The organism is Candidatus Nitrosotalea bavarica (assembly GCF_900167955.1).
Taxonomy (GTDB): domain Archaea; phylum Thermoproteota; class Nitrososphaeria; order Nitrososphaerales; family Nitrosopumilaceae; genus Nitrosotalea; species Nitrosotalea bavarica.
The window spans coordinates 72,772-98,015 of sequence record NZ_FUYK01000004.1 but is presented as its reverse complement, the minus strand read 5'-3'; the positions used below and the strand labels follow the sequence as shown (position 1 = coordinate 98,015).

Sequence of the window (25,244 nt, the reverse complement as noted above, 5' to 3'; positions counted from 1 at the left end):
TCATGACTTCAGTAGATCCAGCAATCATCAAATTAATAAAAAAAAAATTTGAAACAAAGCACCAATTCATCCCTGGAAAAACTACAATAAAATTAATCGAACCGGCTTTTGGTCCAGATGAGATAATAGAATCACTAGATTCTTTGCTTACAACAAATGTTACAATGGGTTCCAAGGTAAAAAAATTCGAAGGCCTTTTTTCAAGATATTTGAAATCCGGTTTTGCGTCAATGGTAAATTCAGGTTCTTCAGCAAATCTGATAGCATTATCATCGCTAACCAATCCTTGGTTTTCACAAAGAATAAAAAAAAATACCGAAGTAATAACACCTGCAGTTACATGGGCAACAACAGTTTATCCCATAAACAATCTCAATCTAAAACCAAAATTTGTTGACATCAATTTAGAGAATTTTTGTATGAAAACGGATGACTTGGACAAGGCAGTGTCATCCAATACTTCTTTGTTATTACCAGTACATTTGCTTGGCAATGTTTGTGACATGTCAGTAGTAAAAGAAGTAGCCACAAAGAAAGATCTTCTAATCATGGAGGATTGTTGTGAAGCCCATGGTGCAGAATTCAAGGGTAAAAAAGTAGGAACAATAGGAGACATAGGAACTTTTAGCTTCTTTCTTTCTCATCACATTACTACCATTGAAGGAGGAATGATTGTGACAAACAATGAATCGTTGCATGAGTTGTCAAAAGCATTAAGGGCATTTGGTTGGATTCGAGATCTTAAACTTAGGAGTAAGTTCATAAAAAAACATCAAGAAATTGATCCTAGATACATGTTTGTAAATACAGGATATAATCTAAGACCAACCGAGATTCAAGGAGCTTTTGGGATACATCAAATAAAAAAATTAGAGAATTTCATAAAAATAAGAAAAGAAAACACAAGGTTCTGGACAAAAAGATTTTCACAATACAAAGATTACTTTATCCTTACTAAAGAGGATCCACGTACTAGGTCAGTTGATTTTTGTTATCCTCTAACAATTAGAAAAGAATCACCATTTACTAGAAAATCACTATTAAGTTACCTACAAAAAAAGAAAATTCAGACCAGGCCAATAATGTCAGGCAATTTTATAGAACAGCCAACAATAGAATTCATTCCTCATCTCAAGTATGGTAAATTAGAGAATTCAAAATTGGCCATGCGTAATTCATTTTTCTTTGGAAATCATCACGCAATAGGAAAACAGGAAAAAGAGTACATAGTTGATGCAATAGCACAGTTCATAGAGAGAAAACTATGGAAATCACAGAAATAGTTAGTTATTCTAAGAGTATCAGTCATTAGAGTAAATGGAATGATTGTAAAATGGAATTAAAAGGCAAAAAAATTGTAGTTACAGGAGGATCTGGATTTTTAGGTTCAAGAATAGTGAAACTTTTACAAGAAAAAGGAGTCAAGAATATCATAGTACCACGTTCAGATACCTGCGATTTACGAAAAGTTGAGAATTGTTCAGAAATTACAAAGGATGTAAACATTGTATTTCATGCCGCTGGTAACGTTGGAGGAATTGGATATAACAAAGAACATCCGGCTTCGGTATTTTTTGACAATATCATGATGGACACATTAATGATGGAAGAGAGTAGAAAAAATGGAGTAGAAAAATTCATTGCAATAGGAACTGTTTGCAGTTACCCAAAGTTTGCACACATTCCATTTTTAGAAGATCAAATCTGGGATGGTTATCCAGAGGAAACAAATGCATCATATGGCTTATCAAAAAAGATGATGATGGTTCAATCAGAGGCGTATAGACAAGAATATAATTTTAAATCAATTGTTCTGTTACCTACAAATCTTTATGGTCCTGAAGATAATTTTGATCCTAATACATCTCATGTTATTCCCGCATTAATTCAAAAAATTCATGATGCAAAAATCTCAAAGCAGTCAGAAATTGAATTATGGGGCGATGGAAGTCCCTCACGTGACTTTTTGTATGTTGACGATGCAGCAAGAGCTGCTATACTTGCTGCAGAAAAATATGAAAAAAATGATCCTATCAACATAGGTAGTGGAAGAGAGATTACAATAAAAGAACTGGTGGAATTGTTAAAGAAACTGATGAATGCTGAGAATCTCATCATTAAATGGAATACTCAAAAACCAAATGGACAACCACGACGTTGTCTTAACATAGATAGAGCAAAAAGAGAGATGGGCTTTGCTCCCATAATCAGCATGGAAGAGGGATTGAGACGAACAATAGAATGGTTTGAAAATACACATAAGGCATAGATTATTTTACAATTTTTTCAATTTCGTATAGATTCTAACCAGAAATAATACTAATTTTATGGTATGCTTATATCTGCCAAAGATGGACATCAAAGTAATTTTGATAGCGATAGGAATCCCGGCATATAATGAAGAAAATAACATTGCAAAGATAATCATCAGACTACAAAAAGTTGCAGACAAGGTCATAGTCTGTAATGATGGCTCTTCTGATCTAACAGGCGAAATAGCAGAAAGGCTTGGTGCCATAGTTATCAATCATCCAAAGAATTTAGGATATGGTGCAGGAATTAGAAGTATTTTTCAAAAGGCAAAAGAATTAGACGCAGACATACTGGTCACATTTGATGCCGATGGCCAACACAGAATAGAAGACATTCAGACTGTATTAGAGCCACTGATTAAAAATGAGGCAGACATATCCATAGGATCTAGATTTCTAGGCCAGAATAACAGTAATGTTCCTAAATATAGAAAAGCTGGAATTAAAACTATAACAAATATCACAAATACATCTTCTGATCTGAATCTAACTGATTCCCAAAGTGGTTTTAGAGCATATAGTAAAAAGGTCATACAAGAAATCATACCATCAGAATATGGAATGGGAGTATCTACAGAAATTTTAATCAAGGCAGGCAAAAAAGGATTCAAAATCAAAGAAGTTCCAATCATTGTTTTGTACGAAGGCGATACATCAACTCATCATCCTGTATCACATGGAATATCTGTAATAATGAGCACAATGAAATTCATATCAATAGAACATCCATTGAAATTTTATGGCCTACCAGGAATAACTTTTCTTGGAATTGGATTATTTTTCATTGTGTGGACTCTACAAATATTTGCAGCAACAAGACAAGTTTGGACTAATGTTTCTCTGATAGGAATTGGTGCTATAATTATGGGCACAATGTTAACAATGACATCTATTATGCTATACTCCCTCGTTAATGTGGTAAGAGAACGTAGTGGATAAGTAATTGTTCCAGTCCGATATAGTATAAGAAATGTCAGCTAGTTTGAATAAGGTAAACAGGATTCTTGCAAAATTCAAAGATTTAACAACATTAGGTTCAGCAAATTTATTATCAACTGCAATTTCCGGTATTTTTTGGTTTTATGTTGCTTCTTTGTTAGGGACTGCAAATTATGGAGAAATTAGCTACTTCATAGCAATGGCAAGTATAGCCTCAACAGTATCATTTCTAGGAGCAAGTACAACTACGATTGTCTTTACTGCCAAAGGTGAAAAAATCCTGTCCACACTTTTTGCAATTACAGTCATATCAACTTCAATTGCAGCAGTAATACTTTTCATTCTTTTCAAGAATTTCGGAGTAAGTCTGTATGTCATTGGATCTCTTGTGTTTAGTTTATCTACTGCAGATATTCTAGGTCGAAAGTTATACAAAGACTATTCAAAATATCTCATAACCCAAAAGATACTTTTTGTAGGATTTGCACTAGGCTTCTATTATCTAATTGGACCTCAAGGAATAATTCTTGGTTATGCAGTTTCATTCTTACCATATTTTACAAGAATATACCATGGATTCAAGGAATCAAAAACTAATGTTTCTCTAATAAGACCACACTTTGGTTTTATGATGAATAGCTATGTACTAGATCTGTCAAGGACGTTTAGTGGTCAAACTGACAAACTGATTGTTGCGCCAATGTTAGGTTTTGCTTTGTTAGGAAATTATCAACTTGGTTTACAGTTTCTTTCCCTTTTAGGCATGATACCCAACATAGTATACCAGTATATACTGCCTCATGATTCCACTGGAAGGTCAAACAAGAAGCTAAAAAGGGCTACAATACTAGTATCAGTAATTCTGGCAGCAAGCGGCATATTACTTGCCCCCTTGGTTTTGCCGCATTTATTTCCCAAATTCAAAGAATCTATTGGAGTCATCAGGATCATAAGTTTAGCAATAATACCCTTGTCGATAAATCTAATTTACATATCAAAATTCTTGGGGGCAGAAAGAAGTAGAATCGTACTAGTTGGTTCTGGCATATATCTACTTACACAGATCTTGTCTATTTTCACATTGGGAAAGATTTACGGGGTAAATGGAGTAGCTGGAGCATATGTCCTAGCATCATTTGCAGAAGCAATATACTTGATTACAATAGATAGGGTTACTCGAAAGAATTATCCCGAAAAAGAAATCGAAGTTATACAAAATACAGAAAGAGAAATCAAAGTTATACAAACTAAAGAACAAGAAGATATTCCCATTAAGAAAAATGACATTTTCACATCGTCTTTATTTACCATGTTTGAAGGCAAACTTGAGTTCTCTAAAAAAAATATTATTGCAGCACTAGTAATAGTTGCATCAATAGGATTAATTTTTAGACTATATTTCTTCCATACAACAATACCTCTGATTTTGGATGCATTACAATATTTTTGGTATGCTAACGACCTAAGTATTCTTGGGCATTTTCCAAAATCAGGACTTGCAAACAACGGCTGGCCGTCATTTCTTGCAATTTTCTTTTCAATATTTCACTTCAATAGTTTTCTAGCATACATGAATCTGCAACGAGTGCTTACAATAACAATTTCAGTTTTGACAATAATTCCTCTATATTATTTATGTAAAAGATTTCTAACCAAGACTCTTTCCATAGTTGGTGCTGCCCTATTTGTTCTCGAACCACGAGTCATACAGAATTCATTATTAGGAATCACAGAACCGCTGTACATCTTTTTGCTGGCAATCTCTTCTTGTCTCATACTTTCAAAGAATAGATTATACACTTATGCGTCCTTTGGAATTGCCGCCCTTGCAACCATTGTACGCTTGGAAGGTATTTTCATATTTATTACCATTTCAGCATGGTTTTTTATTTTTAACAGAAATGAAAAAAGAAAAATATCAAGATTTGCAATAGGAGTAGCAATTTTTGTTCTAATCTTGTTGCCAGTTGCACTGATACGAACGCAATCAGAGGGAAGTGACTTTCTAGGTAGTCGTCTATCCGGTGAAGCATCGAATTTAGTGAATCTAGGATCCAATTCTATACATTGGCTGAAAGATATCTCGGGAGCTTTCAAATTGACCGGTTGGTCACTTGTTCCAATCTTTGTATTTTTGCTGCCAATTGGCCTCTATGCTATTTTCAAAAATCGAGATAGAAATAGTATGATAATCATCATAGGAATAATCATAATGGCAATACCTGCAGAGTATGCACTTTCCCTTTCAGAAGCACAAGACACACGATACCTATTACCATTGTATCCATTCTTTAGCATCCTGTCTCTTTTGGGTGTAAAATATTTCACAGATGGTAAGAGAAATCAAACTGCATTTTCGATTCTAATAATCATTTTTGTTTTAATAGCATCAGGTGGTTTCCTTCATCTCAAAATTACAGATCAGCAGCATGAGAGAGAGGCTCTTGAATTATCAAGATACGTAACCAATTCAACAATGGGAGTTAATGATTATTATCCAGAAGCAGGATACATAGAGATTGCAAAAATGTCAGAGTTGAAGAGTTTTCCAGCACTTTCTGATTCAATTCCACCTTATCCAAAAATCATATCTACATATGGATTTACATCACTTGAAGATTACATCAAATTTGGCAAGCAGCAAGGACTGACTGATTTAGTTGTAGATGACTCTAAAAACAGACCAGACTTTCTAATTGATGTGTATTATCATGATGACAAGTATCCTTTCCTAATTAAGACATTTGATTCATCAGAAAATGGATTCAAGTACCATCTTAGAATTTATAAAATAGATTATGACAAGTGGAATTCAGAGATAATAAAATAATCAATCTAGTGATTTTTTATATTTTCTTTTAACCATTCTTTTAACATGGTTTTAGGTTTCCAATCAAGCAATTCTTTAGCTAGATCAATATTTGCTTGACTAAATCTAATATCACCCTCCATAAGATTTCCATAAGTAGGTCCAAATTGTAGATCAGACAATTCCATAATCATTTCTGCCAATTCTTTAATGGAAGTCGCAACACCTGAACCTATGTTGATAAAACCATGATTTGTCTTGCTTTTCATAGCCAAGAAATTTGCATTTGCCACGTCGTTTACAAATACAAAATCTCTCACTTGTGAACCATCTCCATTTATCAAAAGAGGTTTTGCATCTAGTGCATTATCTATGAATTTTGTTATCACGCCAGCATAATTCTTGTTTTGTCTAGGCCCATAGACATTAAAATATCGTAATCCCATCACTGAAACCCCCAGTTCAGAATACTTTTTGCACAAGTCTTCGGCATTTAACTTGGAAAGACCATATGGATTCAATGGTTTTCTAGTAGCGTCTTCTTTAATTGGAATTTTTTCTGGGTTTCCATATACACTTGCACTGCTTGCAAATATGACTTTGAATCCACACTCTTTAGCAAGTTTGAGTATATTTTCAGTTCCAGATACATTTACTTCATGATATTCTTTTGGCCTATCAAGAGAATCACTCACAGAGGTTAGAGCTGCGTGATGAAAAACACAATCACATTTACTCAAAATCTTTTGCAGACTAGTATAATTTAGAATGTCTATATTATGAAATTCAATATCCTTTCTAATATTTTTAAGATTATCCACGTTTCCATTCTTAAGATTATCCAGTACTGTAACTGCTTGATTTTGTTTGACTAGGAATTCTACAAGATGACTACCGATGAATCCCGCACCGCCAGTTACAACTAAATTCATAACATCATCAAAGTATTGCCATCTTTAAGTTTTGCAAACATATTCAACAATTAGAAAATTTTGAATTAAAAGATATTACTTTTCAGGACTGTTTCAAAAGATCAGAGTATAATTTCAGATATATCTTGCCAACAACCTTCCAGTCATAATTTTGAACTGTTTTGAATGCATTATCTGCCAATTCTTTTCTTTTCTTATCATCTGACATTAATTCAAGAATTGCTTCCAGTAATCCTTGTGGATCGTTTGGCTTTACCAAATATGCATTTTCCATATGACGTAAAGCATCCTTACTACCACCTGCAATAGTTGAGATAAGAGGTACTTTGCAGGCCATTGCCTCCAATCTAGTATAGCTTAGTCCTCCCTCCATAATAGAAGGCTGTATAACAATGTCAGAACCACGCATGATTTCGATTGTTTTCTGTTTTTCTTGATATCCAAGAAAATGTAGATTTTTCTTGTTATCACATGCTTTTTTTACAATCTCTTCTTCTGGACCACTACCTAAGAGTAAGAGATGAATATCTTCTGGGAGTTTTTCAGCCATTTGGAGTATGTCCATTATGCCCTTTTCTCTTGACATTCTGGCAGCATAGACTATTTGTTTTTCATACCTTCTGTCAATACCAGTTGGCAGAGAAGAAATATCCATAGCGTTTGGAAGATAGTGTACCGTATATCCCATTTTTGCATAATGGTCATACAATTCATGTGATGATACTGTTATTGCATCAGCCCAGCTTAATGCATATTTTTCAAAACCTTTTGCCACTTCACCTACTGTATTTCCGTGCAACAATTCCACCTGTTCGTGATGTACCCCATGCAAAGAAAGAATTTTTTTAGCATGTGCGCCTTTTAGTGCAAGAGCAGCAGGTGGATTCTGAGCATGTACAATGTCATAGTCTTTCATAAAACGAGTCTTCAAAAAAGAAGATATCATAAAACTAGGATTTTTTAATTTTCTAATTGGAATTGTAAATGTATTTTCAGATGAAATAATATCAACTTGGTGTCCATTTTGTTTCAAGAAATTTACCAGTCCTTGAACATGTCTTGCTACTCCCCCGATCCCTTGATATGTTGGAGAAACAATCAATATTTTCAATATACAGAAAATCTATCTCTACTTGTATTAAGTTCTTAGATAGAAAATTATAAAAGAATTAGTTTTTCTTTACGACAAAGCTTGTGATGCTTCATGCATCATCTGACTCTTTGCACATCCTGCTGCAAGCTCATCACCTGAACCTCTTCTCATGATTCCTCTATAGAGACCATCTTCAAGTTTTACACCAACTCTTTGTTCCCATTCTTCTACGGATATGGAATATTTCTTTTGTATTCTGTCTCTATACCACTCTGGAATTACGTTAAAGGCACAGAATGGAACAACTCTCAAGTCTGGTGTAAGATAGTGTATATCACATCTCTGGAGTCTTTCAAGGTCTTCATTGTATTTGTCTTGGAAGTGCATCATGCCTAAGAACAAACCTTTGACATGCCATGAACCTACAGAACCAAATGATCTCTTCATCAATATACTTCCAAACATCTTTGCCAAGTCAAGGCCTGCTGGTTGTTTCTTTTTATCAATAAAGCTTGAAAGTTTTCTTACTACTTCTAACATGGTAAAGTACTTGTTCTTTCCAGACTTGATCTCCTCTGCCTTGTCTTCAAAGAGTTCCAACATTCCTTGAATGTCTGCAAATCTTGTTAGTGGTACAAATTTCTTGGTCTCTGCATCTTCAAAGATGTACGTACCTGCACCACATGCAAAGTGGATTGAGAGTTCATACTTTGGTTTGCTAGAGAATGCTTCAATTACGTTTGTTAGAGGCATACAACTTGGAACTGGGAACCAGTCGTCTACTGTTACCTCACCTTTTGTTTGCTCTTCAATTCTTTGTATACAGTCAGGGATTGTGATTCTATATTTTTCTCGCTCTTTCTTGCCCATTCTTCCTGTTAGTGATACTGGTTGGAAGTTGACTGCGTGAACAACATCCATGTTTTTTTGAGCATATCGTATAATTGGACCCAATTCATGGTCATTAATTGATTTGATAACAGTTGGAACAAAGACTACAGTAGTTCCTGTCTTTCTAGCACTTTCTAGTGCATATGGAATTTCCCAGTGATTCTTTGGATTTGTTCTGGGTGTTACACCATCAAAGCTTAGATATAGATTATTGACACCTGCAAGTCTGACCTCTCTCATTGCTTCTGGGTCTAGCGCAAATCTGATTCCGTTTGTATTCATCTGAATATGATCAACACCTTCTTCTTTCATTATTTTTATAACATCAACAATATCTTCTCGCAACATTGGCTCACCACCAGTAATCTGCATAGAGTTTCCTGGAATTGGTCTTTCTGCTCGTAGTGTCTTCATCATTGCTCTTACTTGGTCTTGTGATGGTTCATACATGTATGCACCTTCAAGTCCTTTCTTTACATAGAAGAAGCAGTACCAACATGTCAAGTCACATCTGTTTGTAACTATCATGTTTGCAAGTCCACTGTGAGACAAGTGATTAGAACATAGACCACAGTTGTTAGGACATGAACATTTGTCTATCATTACATTTGGAGCATGTGCACCCTTGCCATCCATCCAATAGGTGCTGAATTTTTTATACATATCATAAGATCCAAAATAGAGTTCTTCACATTCTCCGTGTGTTGGACAAGTCTTTGTCATGAAGACCTTGCCATCCCTCTCAAAGACTTCTGCATCAAGTATCATGTTACATTCAGGACAGATACTCTGAGTAAATCTTATAGTAGATTTCTTTCCAAAAGTAGGAGTCTTCTGATTAGATATCTGAATTAGTGCCATACCTTATACGCATATCTTAGGGGATAGTATTTAATCAATTTCCTACAAGACACCAGATGAATAGGTAGATCCTCTTCATGGAAAACTCTGATTCTAGATATATATACCAAAAGAGCCCTCGATCATATTGAATGAGTCTTTCTGACAAGGCAAGAAAATCATTAGAAAAGATCGGTCTTACAAGTTATGAAATAAAGACATATTCTTCACTTTTAAAAACAGGTCCTATTACTGCTTCAGATCTAAGTCAGAAATCAGGTGTGCCATATTCAAAAATTTATGAAGTTCTTGGCACCCTTGAGGAAAAAGGATGGATAGGCTCTGATGATTCAAGACCTACTCAATATTTTGCAAAATCACCTGCTACTGCAATACAGACATCAAAGCAACAATTTGAAACAGAATTTAGAAACAATGAAAATATCGTACTAAAAGAACTCATTCCGCTTTATGAACAGAGTGGAATTAGTGAGAGACCAGACATTTGGATAATTTCTGGTGTTATTAACATAGCTGCCAAGATCCTCGAGATGGTGGATTCTTGTAGAAATGAAGTCATGATTGCCATACCAAAAGTTGCAGAGGAATTAGCAAAGGAATCTTTACCAAAACTTAGACTGTTACATGACAGGGGTGTGGATATTACTATTCTAGTCTCAGAAGATGTTGATGATGGTACTCTCAAGTCATTATCAAGACTAGCAAAAGTTAAAGTAAAGAAAGGTCTCTTTGGAGGAGGAATCATATCTGATAAAAGGTATGTCGTATTGCTGTTAGGTGAAGAATTAGGTACTACGGGCACAAAAGAGGCAGTTGCAATATGGGCAGATCATTCAGGTTTAGCAGGCTTTGCTCGAGGATATTTTGAATATTTACTTAAAGAATCAAAAGACGTAAAGTCAAGTAGGTAAAATACAATCTCATGAAAGATCAAGAAGTCCTGTTTGTTGGAACTGCAGAAGCAGAACATGTTGAAATGTATCTTAAAGCAATATGGCACATCAAGGAAGGTGGAGATCCTGTAAAAATAAGCACAATTGCCAAGATGCTAAATGTAAGACAACCAAGTGTTGTCCAAATGTTAAAAAAATTAAATGAATCAAAACTTGTGAATTATAATAAAAGCGGAGTCTCACTTACTAAGAACGGTGAAGACATTGGATCTAATATGATGCGAAATAGTAGATTACTTGAAGTTTTGATGGATAGCGCACTCAAAGTAGATATCGATGAGGAAATGGTTTGCGGTATAGAACATCACATGAATGCGCAATTTACAGATGCACTATGTACAATGCTCAAGCATCCAAGAAAATGTCCACATGATCATGACATTCCACGTGGAAATTGTTGCAAAAACTAAATTGAAATAAGTTATATCAGAGATACAGAATGTTAAAGTAAATGACTTGTTTCTGTGGCTGTGAGACTTTTGTTAAGGACAGTAATGGATTCAAAGTAGGTTGTGCAAAATGTAATCATGGCGCTCAAAATCATGAAGAAAGTTTCAAGTTAAAGCCATTAGAAGAAGGGGCTCAAAAGCGTGGCTCTTTATCTTAATTATTCACCAATTACTTTAACAAGAACACGTTTTGGTCTTTTGCCATCAAATTCTCCATAAAATATTTGCTCCCATGGACCAAAATCAAGTTGGCCCTTAGTAATAGCTACTACCACTTCTCTTCCCATGACTTGTCTTTTTAGATGAGCATCTGCATTGTCTTCTCCTGTTTTGTTATGTTCATATTTTGATATTGGTTCATGCGGTGCAATTTTTTCTAGCCATTCTTCATAGTCTTGGTGCAATCCACTCTCGTTATCATTAATAAATACACTTGCAGTAATGTGCATGGTATTAACCAAGCACAGACCTTCTTTGATACCGCTTTTTTGAATTATTTTTCTTACCTCAGGTGTTATATTTACAAATCCTCTCCTTGATGGAATATTATATGTGAGATATTCTGTATGTGATTTCATGTTATTAATAGAATCAAATAATGATAAAAATCCAGTGCAGGCTCAGAACTCAAGATCCTTCTCATCAAATCAAATGGATATGGTCATCAACGCCTGCAATCAACGATTTTGTTTGTTCCTACTTGAGTCTTTCAAGAAGCTTGATAAAAGGCGAGGCATTGCTTACACAAATGGTAACAATCGATGCAACGTGTTCCCTTGAAAGCTTTAGGAAGTTTGTAATCCTAAGTACTTGTAACTCATTTATTCCTGAAAGTTACATGGGAGATTATGAAGTGTTCCCAGAGCGTGAAACCTCTCCAGGGTTAATTTACGTAGAGGCTGCAGACAAGGTTACTCTAAAAAAGATTCGAGACATGATTTTTGTAAATGCAAAAGAAGTACTAGGCATAATTTATTCGTCAAAAAGTGGCAATACGAATCTAAAATGGAGACAGATAAGGAGAAACGCTGGCAAAGTGGTGGGGGAAGCCTCAACCAATACGCTTGTTAACTTGACCGAATCTGGAGTCATAACACAAGAGTGGGTTCAGAATTACCTCAGAAAGAAGGCAGAAGAAAAGAAAGAAGTTAAGACTGACGAGTTAACAAACTAGATTACTTTTCTTTTTTATTATAGTTCCACAGAGGTATTAGATTGATTATTAAAAAAATAGATGATAATGCTGTTGCTCTAATACCAGAGGAATCAGATGATCTCTTTACATTAAGACGTAGTATAGGTAAGGGAGATAGAGTAGTAGGAGATACTTCAAGAGCTGTCAAACAAGAAAAGGATTTTTCAAGACCTGACAAAGGAGAAAGGATTAAAATCCGTATAGCGCTTGATGTTGAGAAAATTTCTATAGATGAGGTAGTAGATAGATTAAGAGTACAGGGCACTATAATGGAATCAGATAATCCATCAGTAAGTAAAGGATCACATCATTCTTTGACATTAAAAATTGGTGATGCAATTACTCTAATTAAAAAAAGTTGGAGCGAAATTGAGAAAAAATTAATCTTTGAAAAAAAGGAACATGGAGCTTTTCTTCTTGTTGCAATAGATACTACAGATTGTGGTTTAGGAAGATTAAGTGGTACACATCTCAAACTTTTACCAAACATGTATTCAGGAGCAAGTGGAAAGAGATACAAATCTAAATTTAACATACAAGATTTTTTCAAAGATGTTCAGAGTGCAATTTCAACTTTGATAAGAGATGGAGATAGCATAGTAATATTTGGACCAGGAGAGACTAAGAAAAGATTATCAAATTTTCTAGCAGAAGTTCCATCCATTAAAGGACATAAGATACAAGTAGTCGATGGAATTGATTCATCTGGAGAAGATGGAATTTACACTTTTATTAAATCTGATATAATGAAGCAAACTCTAGACACCAGTAAGATTGCAAAGGTTTCTGCAATACTAGATGAGATAATGCTACGAGCCAATAAGAAAAGTACCAAGTTTACCATGGGATTTGATGAGACCTCAAAGGCAAATGACCTAGGTGCTGTAGAATCACTAGTATTTTCAGATAGAATATTTGAGAAACAAGATGAAGATAAAATAATTGAATTTCTCAACCAAGTAGAATCAAAAGGTGTTGAAGTTTTTGCAGTAGACTCGACCACAGATGCTGGACTTAGAGTCTCATCTCTTGGAGGGGTTATTTCTCTTCTTAGATTTTCCCCCCAAAGTTGAGTCTTCAAGCCATTTCATATATGGTAAACTAACATCATCCATTTTGAGTTCTACTATTTCTGGGACTTTATATGGATGAGATCTTGCTATTGTCTCCTTGAGTTTTTGTTTTGAGCCACTAGTAGTTTTAAAAAGTGCTAGAAATTCCTTAGTATCATGAATCTTATTTTTCCAAGTATAAACAGAGTTAATTTTAGTATAGTTTACACAAGCTGCTAATTTTTTTTCTACTACAATATGTGCTACTGTAGAAATTGATTTTTTGTCAGGATATGTAGAAACTATCACAATTCCCATAGCAACTGATAAATTTGCCCTGACTAAAAAGAGTATCAATTAATTTGGCTTTTGAATTTTTGACGCACAATTCTATCATCTATGTTTTGATTGCATGGGTTGTCGTATTTGTAATTGCAAAAGGCTTGAAACTTGACAAGCATGGCTTTGAAATAAAACCATACAGTTTGACTTACAAGAACCCAAATGTCCAGTTAATACTCACAAGAATTCTAAATAGAACCCAGCGCGCAACTCGAGTTTTTGCCAATACAAGTGTAGTTTTAGGTTTTGTATTGATGGGAGCGGCATTTTGGTATCTGGTATCAAATCTATCAAACTTTTTTGTAAAGCCAGAATCATTTGCAGCGATGACTGTATTGATACCAGGCGTTACAATTCAATCAAGTGCAAATATTGCATATTTCCTTCTCTCAGTACCCATTGTACTAATAATCCATGAAGGTGCTCATGGAATTGTTGCCACATTAGAAAAGATAAAAATCAAGACTGGAGGATTTGCAATCTTTATTGCGTTATTTGCAGGATTTGTTGAACCAGATGAGGAAGATTTTGCAAAGGCAAAAAAAATCTCACGCCTCAGAGTAATAGGAGCAGGGGCAACATCAAATGTTCTGTTTTCGTTTATCATTGCAGGACTTTTGATATTCAATCCATCATTTGCCCTAATCATGCCAGACCCCATTAGAAGTATGATGTATCATGAACCTCTTGGAGTACCAATAGTTTCAGTTACAGAAGGTTCAGGAGCTGAAAAGGCAGGATTACTAAAAGATGACATCATAAATGCGATTAATGGAAATCCTATTTCTCTTCCTCAGGATTTTGCCAAAATTAAATTAAAACCAGGAGATACTGCCACTGTTTCAGTAATAAGAGATGGAAAAACATTACAGATTCCTGTTTTAGTTACAGCCTCTAAAGATGATCCACAAAAGGGTATGCTTGGAATTCTAAGAGCAGCTCTACCATCATACCAACCTGTAGTTCCATATTACATTCACTGGAGTCCAGAAGTATTCATGTTCTTACTATGGCTTTGGATGCTATCATTTTTCATAGGAATATTCAACATGCTACCATTACCAATCTTGGATGGAGGCAAATTCATTCACAGCATAATTGAAAAGAAAGTATCAGAGAAAGTATTGAAAGGAGCTATGGTGTCACTATATGTAGTCACATTCGTTTTATTTGGCTTGAATATAGCCCTATCAGCAGTAAAATCAGGCTTCATTACCATTTAACATAAATAATTTTTGTAATCAACATATGATTAAATTTGAGATGGAGTTAATTGCGCCATGAAGTGTGATCGTTGCGAGAATACAGTGGTATACTCTAGAAAATATTCAGGTGAGAATCTTTGTTCAGATTGCTTTTCAAAGTCAATCATACATAAAACAACAAAGACAATCTCAAAGTATAACATGATAGAGTCTGGTGATGTAGTAGGAGTTGCCGTATCAGGAGGTAAAGACTCTCTTTCTTTACTGCAAGTAATGAAAAAAATTTCTCTAGATCATAACTTTAAGCTAAAAGCCATTACAGTTGATGAGGGAATTCCAGGATATAGGGATGAGGCACTAAAAATTGTAGAGGAGTTTTGTAAAAAGTTAGATGTTGAACACAAAGTATACCCCTATAGTTCTCTTTTTGGTACAACTTTAGAACAAACCTTAGAACTTAGAGACAATGAGAAAGTTTCATCCTGTTCCATATGCGGGATATTAAGAAGAAGGGCAATAGATTATGGTGCCACTGATCTTGGAGTTGATGTGATAGCAACAGGTCACAACTTGGATGACATGCTACAAACTTTTATTATAAATATTATTTCAGGAGATACAAAAAAGATTGGTTGGATGGATCCAGATACTTCTAAAAACAAAATACGAAAGATAAAGCCATTCTGTGATATTTATGAAAATGAAATTGTTTTTTATGCATTTACAAATGAAATTCCATTTCAATCAGAAGAATGCCCACACATGAATGAGGGAATTCGAACAGAAATTCGTAATTTTCTTAATTCTTTAGAAAAGACTCATAGTGGTATCAAAAATAACATGTATAAATCAATTTTAAAGATTTCTTCTACCCTCAAAGATTCCAACAATTCAGAATGGAGAATTTGCTCAAAATGTGGAAACGAGTGTACGGGAGAGATATGTTCTGTATGCAGTACATTGACCAATCTCCGATTGAACTAACCCTAATGCACATAAAGAACTTGTAATTACAATAAATTTGGTAGTAGGTAGGGTTGGGGCGCTAGCCGTGCCCTGTCTCTGAAACCGGCTATATGCAGAGACCAGTAACCGCTGGATAAATCTCTAGATAGACGGTACTCGCTTGACTTGCGGATATGAAATCACGCCGAAGCGGGTGGATATAAGACAGAGGTTGTCCGAAGGGATAGCTCTCAAGTTTGAACTGCCGAAAGGGATGAGGTCCGGGAGGGAGCAATCCTAAGGTAGAACATCCACGCTGCTTCGTCTACGTGGCGGATCTTGCATGACTTGAGATGAGACCGTTTGTCTAGACTGGAACTAGCGGATCTACTACCTTAATATTCTTAAATCAGACTAGAAAAAACATGGAAGGATTAATCTCAGGAAAGAAAAGGACATATGAAGAATTTAGAACAACTTTACCTTCCAATGTAGCAAGCCTATTTGATGATCTTCGTAGTTACTGTTTTACACTTGGAAAAAATGTAGTAGAAGATATACGTATGCATAGAATTGTATTTTCAAAATCAATGACATTTAGAAACTTTGCTGATATTGAACCGCAAAGAGATTCCATAGTTCTAAAAATCAAAAGAGATAGAAAAGAGCCTGAAAAAGAAATACAAATAAAATTAAATGACAATCTTGATGAAATTAAGAAACTTCTTTTGGACGCGTATACTAATATTCATTAATAATGAATCTCAAAATCTGAGAATTCACCGATATAATTTTCTTCTGTAATTTTTAGTTCATCTACAACTGCACCAGCAGGACCAAAATGAGCCCATTCTATTACTGCATATACATTTGAAGCATTTCCTTCCAGTATAGCTTCTACTCTATTATCTGGAAGATTTTGGACCCAACCCAAAACATTATTCTTTTCGGCAGTTTCCATCATGCTTTGACGAAAATAAACACCTTGGACTCGACCTATTATCAAAAGATGAACTCTTTTTGAATTCATAGTATTTCTTTTTTTAAAACTATTATTTAGTCTTAAGAAATTATGCTCTCTCTTTCATTCGGGATCGGCCAGTCTTTCTAGCTGCGATGCTACCGACTTTACGTCCAGGAGGAGCATTTCGTGAAACTGTAGAACTTCGTCCAACGTGTTGATGCCTTCCACCACCGTGTGGGTGTACATATACTGCTTGAGCAACACCTCTAACAATTGGATATTTGTGACCCTTTGAGCGCTTTCTTCTCCAAGCAGGACCAGCTCTCATAAATGGTCTATCACCAACACCACCTCCAGCAAGAACTCCAATCATTGCACGATTCTGCGGATTGAGAGTAGTGAATTTTCCAGATGGTAGTTTTATTGTTACACCTTCAGCACTATGTGAAAAGACTGTCGCATATGTTCCAGCAGATTTTACTATAGCTCCTCCATCACCGAAATGTTTCTCAACATTACATACGATAGTACCGTCTGGTATGTTTTGAACACTGATTACATTACCGGGTGAAACACCTGCCTTTAAACCAAAGAATAATTTTGAACCGATTTTAGTGCCAAGAACTGATGGAATGAAAGATTGTAATCCGCTTTCGAACAAGATTTTAGAAAGAGGAGCGTCTCTTCCCGTCTCATGAACAATATCTATTACCTTAGCCTCATGTTGCTCAGCCAATGGGAATCTAGGATATTTAGCCGGAAGTAACTTACCAGTAGAAGCTGCACGGAACTGCATTCCACCTCTACCTCGTCTTCTTACTAGTGGTCGCTTACCCATTGTAGCAATTTTGCTTTATTGTGTAAATTTTAATCTTCTGATCCATTATTCCGGATCAAAGACGACAAAGGTATAAAAATTAGTTTGAGGGTGCTAAAACTGTGAGCCAAAACACACTCTCCCTTAAGGTACTTGAGGCTTATACTCGTGATGTAGGGAGAGGAGTCGCACGTATCGATTATGATTCTATGGATTCACTTGGAGCTTCTACAGGTGATGTTATTGAAATCAAGGGAAAAAGAAGGACGGTAGCCAAGTGTTTACCACTTTATCCTTCGGATGAAGGTAAAGGAATTATCAGGGTTGACGGTCTAGTACGAAATAATGCCGGTATTGCAATTGGTGATACTGTTGCAGTCAAAAAGATCAAGGCAGTAGCTGCTGAAAAAATTGTTGTTGCTCCATTAGAAGCTATTCCGCCGATTGATGAAAGATATCTTGCTGATGCATTAGAAAGTGTTCCTTTGATAAAAGGAGACAATGTAATGGTACCATATTTTGGTGGAAGACTAACTTTTCAGGTTATAGGTGTTACACCGGTAGCTGATGCTGTACTTGTCACACAAAAGACAGTATTTCACATTGCAGAAAAAGGAGAGACTCTCCGTGGTGTACCACAGGTAGCCTATGAGGACATAGGAGGACTAACTGATGAAATAAAGAAAGTTCGTGAAATGATAGAGCTACCTCTAAGACATCCAGAGATTTTCGAAAAGCTTGGAATTGAAGCTCCAAAAGGAGTTTTGTTGTATGGACCTCCTGGAACTGGAAAAACATTGTTAGCAAAAGCAGTTGCAAATGAAAGTAATGCACATTTCATTAGCATATCAGGACCAGAGATAATGAGTAAATTTTATGGTGAAAGTGAAGCTAGGCTAAGAGAAATTTTCAAAGAAGCAAAAGAGAAATCTCCATCCATTATATTTATTGACGAAATTGATTCAATAGCTCCAAAGAGAGAAGAGGTTACAGGAGAAGTAGAAAGAAGAGTAGTTTCCCAGTTACTTTCTTTAATGGACGGTCTTGAAGCTAGAGGAAAAGTAATTGTGATAGCTGCGACAAATAGACCAAACGCAATTGATCCAGCACTTAGAAGACCTGGAAGATTTGATAGAGAAATTGAGATCAAGGTACCTGACAAGAAGGGCAGAAAAGACATTTTATTGATACATACAAGAAATATGCCTCTCAGTGACGATGTCAATTTGGATAAGACTGCCTCAATAAGTCACGGTTATGTCGGAGCTGATTTAGAATACCTATGTAAAGAAGCTGCAATGAAATGCCTCAGAAGATTGCTACCTGAACTAAACATGGAAGACGAGAAACTTCCACCAGAGACACTTGACAAACTAATAGTGAGTGGTGAAGATTTCCAGAATGCAATAAAAGAAGTTACTCCATCTGGAATGCGTGAGGTTTTCATAGAAAATCCCGATGTAAGTTGGGATGAAGTAGGTGGACTGGAAACTGTAAAACGTGAACTTCAAGAAGCTGTAGAATGGCCAATGAAATATCCCACTCTTTACACCAAGTTAGGACACAGAATGCCAAGAGGAATATTATTACACGGTCCTAGTGGAACAGGTAAAACTCTACTTGCAAAGGCAGTTGCCACTGAAAGTGAGGCTAACTTCATTTCTGTAAGAGGACCAGAATTATTATCAAAATGGGTAGGAGAATCAGAACGTGGAGTAAGAGAAATATTTAGACGAGCAAGACAAGCATCACCTTGTGTAATATTTTTTGATGAAATTGACTCTATTGCCCCAATACGTGGAGTAGGAGGAGAAACAGCAGTTACAGAAAGAGTAGTAAGTCAGCTTTTGACTGAATTAGACGGAATAGAAAGCTTACACGGTGTTGTTGTGCTTGCTGCAACCAATAGAGCAGACATGATAGATACTGCATTACTAAGACCCGGTAGATTTGATAAAATAATACTTGTTCCATTACCAGATAAAGAAGGAAGGAAGAAAATTTTAGAGATAAACACAAAGGAAATTCCTGTCATAAGAGAAGCTATGACAAATGGTATGAAAAATCTAGATTACGTAGATATTGATAAAATTGCAGAGGCTACGGATGGAATGAGTGGTGCAGACGTGGCAGCAATAGCAAACACTGCAGTTTCTCTTGTTATACATGAGTTTCTTGACAAGTATCCTGATCAAAAGGAAGCAGAAAAACAGGCAACTGAGGCAAAGGTTACCATGAGACATTTTGAAGAAGCTGTAAGAAAGGTAAAGACCCAAAAAGAGCTAAAGATAGGCGAAAAGATCGCAGTTCCTTACTATAGGTAATTTTAATAAAATAACTTTTCCATTCCCTAGTGAATGTCACATTTTGGATACAAAGGAAAAGGACTTGAATTTCTTACAAATAACAAGATAGAGGTAGGCAGTCAAGTAAAAATCCACGCAGATTCGATCTACGCAGGAGTTGTAATGCCAAGATATGAACACAGTGATGATCACCACATTGTTTTGAAACTAAAAAGTGGATACAACATAGGTTTAGAGCTTGATAAAATAAAAAAAATAGAGTTAGAATCAGCACCTGCAATAAAAAAAGAAAATAGTCAGAATTCACAACCAAACCCAAAACTTCCAAAAATTCTCCTATTATCTACAGGCGGAACAATTGCAAGCAGGATAGATTATAGAACAGGAGCTGTTACTCCTGCACTTTCGGCAGCAGAACTTAATGCAAGTGTTCCTGAACTTGCAACCATTGCCAATATAGATACTGAGGTGATTTTTTCAGAATATTCTGAAAATTTACTTCCAGAGCACTGGATAAAGATTGCAGAGAAATTGGACTCGTATTCTGGATCAGAGTATGATGGAATCATAGTAGCGCATGGTACGGACACTATGCAATATACTGCATCAGCATTGGCATTCTCCTTGGCAGGATTTCCAAAGTCAGTTGCTTTAGTAGGTTCTCAGAGATCATCAGATAGACCATCTTCAGATGCAGCATTGAATTTAATTGCGGCAACTAAATTTTTGATAGAAATACATTCTCCCGGAATTTTTGTAGTAATGCACAATAATTCAAGTGATGATGAAATTGCCTGCAACTGGGCAACACGAGTAAGAAAGAATCATACCAGCAGAAGAGATGCATTCAAGACCATAGGAGGATCCCCAGCATATATTGTAAAAGGAAACAATATTGAAAAAAATAAATTGTTCAATCTTCCTAAAAGAGATTACACTCCAAAGATCAAATTTGATAATCGTGTTTTATTGCTAAAATACTATCCAGGCCTTGATCCTGAGATTATGAATTATGCTACAAATTCTGGATACAAGGGTGTGATTATTGAAGGGACTGGACTTGGGCATGTCGGTAAGACAATGTATGGAGCAATAGAAAATGCAAAGAAAAAGGGATTGTTTGTAGGAATGACCTCTCAGTGTATTGATGGAATGGTAAGAATGACTGTCTATGACAGTGGAAGAGATCTATTGAATCTAGGAGTTACGCCACTTGGAAATATGATACCAGAGACGGCTCTTGTGAAAACAATGTGGGCATTGGCCAATTCCAAAGATTCTGATGAAATGACAAAGATAATGAAAGAAAATATTGCTCTTGAATTTTCAGACTAAGCTTTAAAACAAGTACAGGAATAAAATTACAAGTGTCTGAAATTCAAATTGATAAAATAGGACTTCTCGTAGGATTAGAAATACACCAACAGCTTGCAACTGGTGGCAAGTTATTTTGCAAGTGTAAACCGGTAGAATCAGATGAATATTCAATTAATTTTACACGCAAATTAAGAATAACAAGTAGTGAATTAGGAGAGTTTGATCCTAGTGCTCTTTTTGAGAAAAGTAAGGAAAAGACGATCTCATATTTTGGCAATCTAGAAAGTAGTTGCTTGGTAGAGCAAGATGATGAGCCTCCACATGATCTTGATCCTATTGCAAAAGAAACTGTTTTGATTATATCATCTGCATTAAAATCAAATATTTTCAATGAAATTTACGTGATGAGAAAGCTTGTAATTGATGGTTCTAACACTTCAGGTTTTCAGAGAACCATGCTAGTATCTTCTGGTGGAATTCTAGAAGTAAATGGTAAGAAGATAGGTGTTCAAAGTATCTGTCTTGAGGAAGATGCCGCAAAACTACTCAAAGATACTGGAGATACAAGAGAATACAGTTTGGATAGACTTGGCATACCATTAATAGAAATAGCATTAGATCCAGTTGCTGGCACTCCTGAAGAAATTAAGAATATTGCCCTAACTTTGGGCAGAATGTTACGTGCAACAAAAAGAGTAGGAAGGGGTCTTGGATCAATTAGACAAGATGTCAACGTATCAATAGAAGGAGGCGGTGCAGTGATAGAAGTAAAGGGAGTGCAAAAACTTGACCAGTTAGAAAAAGTCATTGAATATGAAGCAAAAAGACAGCATGGTCTGAAAATTATAGCAGAGAAATTAAGAACTATGAAGACAGAAAAGATAGAAAAAGTTCATGATGTAAAAGATGTATCAGATATTTTTAGAAACTGTAAATCAAAAATCATCCAGAAGTCCCTTGTAGAAGGTTCCACCATGAAGGCAATGAGAGTTAAAGGATTTGCAGGAATGTTTGGATGGGAACCATATCCTGGAATTAGACTAGGAAAACAATTAGGTGAACTAGTAAGATTCTTTGGATTAGGTGGACTTTTTCATTCAGATGAACTTCCAAATTATGGCATAGAAGAATCAGAGATCAAAGAGGTGAGAAATATACTCGATGCAAGTCCCAATGATGCTTTTATCATATTAGCTGGAAGTGAGAGAAAACTGGATACAGTGATAGAATCTCTCATAAAAAGAATCGAGGATGCAAAAAATGGAATACCTGCAGAAACAAGAGCTGCTACAATTACAGGTGAGACAGTATTCCTACGACCAAGGCCAGGATCTTCTAGAATGTATCCAGAGACTGACATACCACCAATTATTGTAAATAATATAGAGATAGAAGAAGCAAAAAATAAAATTCCAAAATCATGGGAGGAGAATCTTTTAGCATTACAAAAACAATATGAATTAAATCAACAGCTTTCAGCTCAAGTATTTGATTCAGAATATCTAGATCTATTTGAAACAATATGTAAAGATAAGAGAGTCTCTCCCAATTTTGTTGCCTCTATCCTTTGCGGTACTATAACAAATCTTGAACGACGGGGAATGGATTCAGGATTACTAAAGACTACAGACATTTTACAAGCGTTCAGTCTAGTGATAGAGGGAAAAATAGCAAAAGAATCTCTTGAGATGATATTTGAAAGCCTCATGAGTGCAAAATCAAAAACAATTTCAGATGCAATCAAGTCCAATTCATTAGATACAATAGAAGATACCAAACTGCATCAGATATTAGATGAATTGGTAAAATCTAATCTTAAGATTATTGAAGAACAAGGGTTAAGATCAATGGGTCCTCTGATGGGTCTTGCCATGAAAACATTACGTGGAAAAGTGGATGGTCAGAAATTAAATCAACTTTTAGAAGATAAGATAAAGATCAAGATAGATAAAAAATAAGCAAAAAGAAGTGCGGGAGGTGGGATTCGAACCCACGAACTCCTAAGAGATAAGGTTCTGAGCCTTACGCCGTTGACCAGGCTAGGCGACCCCCGCAATAACGTGAGATTTAAAATCCTACAATAAGTGTCTTCTTTATAGACAAATAACAATTCTCTTAACTTTCATATGTTATCTATCTAAATTTGCTTTTTTGTGATTACTAATTTTGTTTTAAAATCATTTACTCTCATTAATCATATTATCAATTATAGGTATAGCATTTTTTAGTTCATGAATTCTTGTTGCTCGTTTATCCTCAAAAGATACATTCCAAGGTTGTGAGTAAAGTATCACAGATTTTCCTTTTTCCAGCATACTTTTTGCATTAAGAGGAGAATCATCAATAAATATGTCATAATCTAGTTTTGATTTTTCAACCCCTTCCGCAACACCAACATAATTGTTGAAATTAATATTATGAAGTTTGAGCCAGTTTTTTACATCATTGTGCGTAGATTCGTCTCTTGCAGTAACGATATCAACACTACCAATGTTTGATAGTTGTTTTGTAGCAGATGCAATATTATTTTCTGTAGGAGAAATATTCTCCCATGATTTCCAACAGATTGAAAGTTCATTATAAAAATCAAATTTATTAATATCATGATTTTTCCAAAAATCCCATTCAGATATCTGTGATTTGCATATTGTCGGTCTTATTTTATTATTATAAGACAGCCAGGATTCTATTACATCTGCCAAAACTCCATCTACATCAAGGGCTATTTTCAATGTCATTTACTCCTGTCAAAACTGTCTCCTAGTTCTTCTAGTAGCTTACGTTGGTGTTTGTCTATCTTAGTTGGTATGTCTATAACAAGTCTAACATACTCATCACCTCTACCTCTTCCACTTTGACGAGGAAGTCCTTTTCCTTTGAGTTTAATTATGGTATTTGGTTGACTGCCTGATTCCACATCAAATTTTTCTACACCTTCTAGTGTTTCTGCCATAATGGCTTTTCCCAATGTTGCATCAATCATGGAAATATGTGCATCATAAAAAATATCAGCGCCATCTCTTTTGAATTTATCATGAGGTCTTACTCTTATTTTGACTATTAGATCACCACTCACACCATTTAGAATTGATTCTCCCTCACCTTGGATTCGGTATTCTCCATCTTCAACCCCAGGAGGAATTTCAAATGGAAATTTCCTTGTTGTTTTCTGTTTACCTACTCCCTTACATTTTGAACATGGTCTTTCTATAATTTTACCTTGGCCTCTGCAAGTATTGCATGGTTGTACAGTTACAAACGTAGAAAATCCACTACTACGTGATGTTCTAGTTTGACCATGACCATTACACACAGAACATGTTCTCATAGAGGTTCCCGGACTACAGCCCGACCCATTACAGGTGTCACAATTTATCAATCTGGGCAGATCAATTTCTTCATGTTTTCCCTTGAGAGTTTCTTCCAGTGTTAATTCTGTTTCATACATTAGATCGGAGCCTCTAGCTCTTCCGGATCCTCCAAAATCAAATCCTCCAAATCTAAATCCTCCACCTCTACCAAAAATAGATTCAAAAATAGAGTCAAAGCCGCCAGTACCCCCAAAGACGTCTTCAAAGTTGGCTCGTGAACCTTGGAAGATGTCATCTGTACTATATTTCCCATCAACGCCAGCATGACCATATGTATCATAGAGTTTACGTTTTTCAGAGTCAGACAATACTGCATATGCTTCCGATATTTCTTTGAAATGTTCTGTTGCGTCAGGAGACTTGTTTTTATCAGGATGGAATTTGAGAGCAAGTTTTCTATATTGTGACTTTATCTCATCTGGTGTGGAATTCTTTGAAACACCAAGGACCTCATAATAATCACGTTTAGCGCTCATGATAATTCAATTAAT

The 25,244-nt window shown here is 35.5% G+C and carries 24 protein-coding genes, 1 tRNA gene and 1 other RNA gene; 16 read left to right on the top strand and 10 right to left on the bottom strand.

Going from position 1 to position 25,244, the window contains the following annotated elements; translation table 11 throughout:
* The first annotated feature begins 2 nt into the window (after positions 1–2).
* The 4 genes from C0Q33_RS02740 to C0Q33_RS02725 all read left to right on the top strand — a co-directional run bounded on the left by C0Q33_RS02740 (position 3) and on the right by C0Q33_RS02725 (position 6,081).
* Entirely contained in the window at positions 3–1,283 is a 1,281-nt protein-coding gene (locus tag C0Q33_RS02740) for a DegT/DnrJ/EryC1/StrS family aminotransferase (RefSeq protein ID WP_101477063.1), read from the top strand.
* A gap of 50 nt (positions 1,284–1,333) precedes the next feature.
* Positions 1,334–2,269, top strand: a complete 936-nt coding sequence (locus C0Q33_RS02735) for a GDP-L-fucose synthase family protein (protein WP_101477062.1) — start codon at positions 1,334–1,336, stop codon at positions 2,267–2,269.
* A gap of 82 nt (positions 2,270–2,351) precedes the next feature.
* Entirely contained in the window at positions 2,352–3,251 is a 900-nt protein-coding gene (locus tag C0Q33_RS02730) for a glycosyltransferase family 2 protein (protein WP_177996792.1), read from the top strand.
* Between the two features lie 31 nt (positions 3,252–3,282).
* On the top strand, positions 3,283–6,081 hold the full coding sequence (locus tag C0Q33_RS02725) for a hypothetical protein (RefSeq protein ID WP_101477061.1): 2,799 nt from the start codon (positions 3,283–3,285) through the stop codon (positions 6,079–6,081).
* Between the two features lie 5 nt (positions 6,082–6,086).
* Here C0Q33_RS02725 and C0Q33_RS02720 read toward each other — a convergent pair whose 3' ends face one another.
* The 3 genes from C0Q33_RS02720 to tes form a co-directional block, all read right to left on the bottom strand.
* Complete coding sequence (locus C0Q33_RS02720; RefSeq protein ID WP_101477060.1) at positions 6,087–6,992, bottom strand: NAD-dependent epimerase/dehydratase family protein; 906 nt, start codon at positions 6,990–6,992, stop codon at positions 6,087–6,089.
* An 82-nt stretch (positions 6,993–7,074) separates the two neighbouring features.
* Positions 7,075–8,103 (bottom strand): glycosyltransferase family 4 protein, encoded by a 1,029-nt coding sequence (locus tag C0Q33_RS02715; RefSeq protein WP_101477059.1) that lies wholly within the window; start codon positions 8,101–8,103, stop codon positions 7,075–7,077.
* Between the two features lie 69 nt (positions 8,104–8,172).
* Positions 8,173–9,837 (bottom strand): tetraether lipid synthase Tes, encoded by a 1,665-nt coding sequence (gene tes / locus C0Q33_RS02710; protein ID WP_177996790.1) that lies wholly within the window; start codon positions 9,835–9,837, stop codon positions 8,173–8,175.
* A 131-nt stretch (positions 9,838–9,968) separates the two neighbouring features.
* On the opposite strand from tes, the gene C0Q33_RS02705 reads away from it, so the two are divergent.
* Genes C0Q33_RS02705 through C0Q33_RS09195 form a run of 3 tightly spaced genes read left to right on the top strand, consistent with a single transcriptional unit; the run spans position 9,969 to position 11,397 of the window.
* Positions 9,969–10,748 carry a TrmB family transcriptional regulator gene (locus C0Q33_RS02705; protein ID WP_101477058.1) on the top strand — a complete coding sequence of 260 codons (780 nt, stop codon included), beginning with the start codon at positions 9,969–9,971 and terminating at the stop codon, positions 10,746–10,748.
* A gap of 11 nt (positions 10,749–10,759) precedes the next feature.
* Positions 10,760–11,200, top strand: a complete 441-nt coding sequence (locus tag C0Q33_RS02700; RefSeq protein WP_101477057.1) for a metal-dependent transcriptional regulator — start codon at positions 10,760–10,762, stop codon at positions 11,198–11,200.
* A gap of 41 nt (positions 11,201–11,241) precedes the next feature.
* Complete coding sequence (locus C0Q33_RS09195) at positions 11,242–11,397, top strand: hypothetical protein (protein ID WP_165776414.1); 156 nt, start codon at positions 11,242–11,244, stop codon at positions 11,395–11,397.
* Here C0Q33_RS09195 and C0Q33_RS02695 read toward each other — a convergent pair whose 3' ends face one another.
* On the bottom strand, positions 11,398–11,817 hold the full coding sequence (locus C0Q33_RS02695; protein WP_101477056.1) for a secondary thiamine-phosphate synthase enzyme YjbQ: 420 nt from the start codon (positions 11,815–11,817) through the stop codon (positions 11,398–11,400).
* A 170-nt stretch (positions 11,818–11,987) separates the two neighbouring features.
* Between C0Q33_RS02695 and C0Q33_RS02690 the strand changes: the two genes are divergently transcribed.
* Complete coding sequence (locus tag C0Q33_RS02690) at positions 11,988–12,413, top strand: hypothetical protein (protein WP_101477086.1); 426 nt, start codon at positions 11,988–11,990, stop codon at positions 12,411–12,413.
* A gap of 41 nt (positions 12,414–12,454) precedes the next feature.
* Positions 12,455–13,507, top strand: a complete 1,053-nt coding sequence (locus C0Q33_RS02685) for a pelota family protein (RefSeq protein ID WP_101477055.1) — start codon at positions 12,455–12,457, stop codon at positions 13,505–13,507.
* On the opposite strand, the gene cutA is transcribed toward C0Q33_RS02685, so the two are convergent.
* Positions 13,457–13,804 (bottom strand): divalent-cation tolerance protein CutA, encoded by a 348-nt coding sequence (gene cutA, locus C0Q33_RS02680; protein WP_101477085.1) that lies wholly within the window; start codon positions 13,802–13,804, stop codon positions 13,457–13,459. The two genes, C0Q33_RS02685 and cutA, sit on opposite strands and share 51 nt — an antisense overlap.
* A gap of 44 nt (positions 13,805–13,848) precedes the next feature.
* On the opposite strand from cutA, the gene C0Q33_RS02675 reads away from it, so the two are divergent.
* From C0Q33_RS02675 to C0Q33_RS02660, 4 genes are all read left to right on the top strand, one after another.
* Positions 13,849–15,051, top strand: a complete 1,203-nt coding sequence (locus C0Q33_RS02675; protein WP_245867297.1) for a site-2 protease family protein — start codon at positions 13,849–13,851, stop codon at positions 15,049–15,051.
* A 57-nt stretch (positions 15,052–15,108) separates the two neighbouring features.
* Positions 15,109–16,017, top strand: coding sequence for a TIGR00269 family protein (locus tag C0Q33_RS02670; protein ID WP_101477054.1), 909 nt, complete (start codon positions 15,109–15,111; stop codon positions 16,015–16,017).
* Between the two features lie 41 nt (positions 16,018–16,058).
* Positions 16,059–16,371, top strand: an RNA gene (ffs, locus tag C0Q33_RS02665) — signal recognition particle sRNA.
* A 32-nt stretch (positions 16,372–16,403) separates the two neighbouring features.
* Complete coding sequence (locus C0Q33_RS02660) at positions 16,404–16,733, top strand: hypothetical protein (protein WP_101477083.1); 330 nt, start codon at positions 16,404–16,406, stop codon at positions 16,731–16,733.
* Here the strand turns inward: C0Q33_RS02660 and C0Q33_RS02655 are convergent.
* Together C0Q33_RS02655 and C0Q33_RS02650 are read right to left on the bottom strand one after the other, a co-directional pair.
* A complete protein-coding gene (locus C0Q33_RS02655; RefSeq protein ID WP_101477053.1) occupies positions 16,730–17,008 on the bottom strand; it encodes an acylphosphatase in 279 nt (92 codons plus the stop codon). The two genes, C0Q33_RS02660 and C0Q33_RS02655, sit on opposite strands and share 4 nt — an antisense overlap.
* A 40-nt stretch (positions 17,009–17,048) precedes the next feature.
* The gene (locus C0Q33_RS02650) at positions 17,049–17,780 is read right to left on the bottom strand and encodes a 50S ribosomal protein L2 (protein ID WP_101477052.1); all 732 of its coding nucleotides are present in this window, start codon (positions 17,778–17,780) and stop codon (positions 17,049–17,051) included.
* A gap of 101 nt (positions 17,781–17,881) precedes the next feature.
* Here C0Q33_RS02650 and C0Q33_RS02645 point away from each other — a divergent pair, with 101 nt between their 5' ends.
* From C0Q33_RS02645 to gatE, 3 genes are read left to right on the top strand one after another with little or no spacing between them, the layout of a single operon-like run.
* Entirely contained in the window at positions 17,882–20,083 is a 2,202-nt protein-coding gene (locus C0Q33_RS02645) for a CDC48 family AAA ATPase (protein WP_101477051.1), read from the top strand.
* 33 nt (positions 20,084–20,116) lie between these two features.
* Entirely contained in the window at positions 20,117–21,400 is a 1,284-nt protein-coding gene (gatD, locus tag C0Q33_RS02640) for a Glu-tRNA(Gln) amidotransferase subunit GatD (RefSeq protein ID WP_101477050.1), read from the top strand.
* 32 nt (positions 21,401–21,432) lie between these two features.
* Complete coding sequence (gene gatE, locus C0Q33_RS02635) at positions 21,433–23,340, top strand: Glu-tRNA(Gln) amidotransferase subunit GatE (RefSeq protein WP_101477049.1); 1,908 nt, start codon at positions 21,433–21,435, stop codon at positions 23,338–23,340.
* Between the two features lie 11 nt (positions 23,341–23,351).
* Here gatE and C0Q33_RS02630 read toward each other — a convergent pair.
* The 3 genes from C0Q33_RS02630 to dnaJ form a co-directional block, all read right to left on the bottom strand.
* A tRNA-Leu gene (locus C0Q33_RS02630) sits at positions 23,352–23,436 on the bottom strand.
* 123 nt (positions 23,437–23,559) lie between these two features.
* A complete protein-coding gene (locus C0Q33_RS02625) occupies positions 23,560–24,114 on the bottom strand; it encodes a 5' nucleotidase, NT5C type (protein ID WP_101477082.1) in 555 nt (184 codons plus the stop codon).
* A 2-nt stretch (positions 24,115–24,116) separates the two neighbouring features.
* A complete protein-coding gene (gene dnaJ, locus C0Q33_RS02620) occupies positions 24,117–25,229 on the bottom strand; it encodes a molecular chaperone DnaJ (RefSeq protein ID WP_101477048.1) in 1,113 nt (370 codons plus the stop codon).
* Between the last annotated feature and the right edge of the window lie 15 nt (positions 25,230–25,244).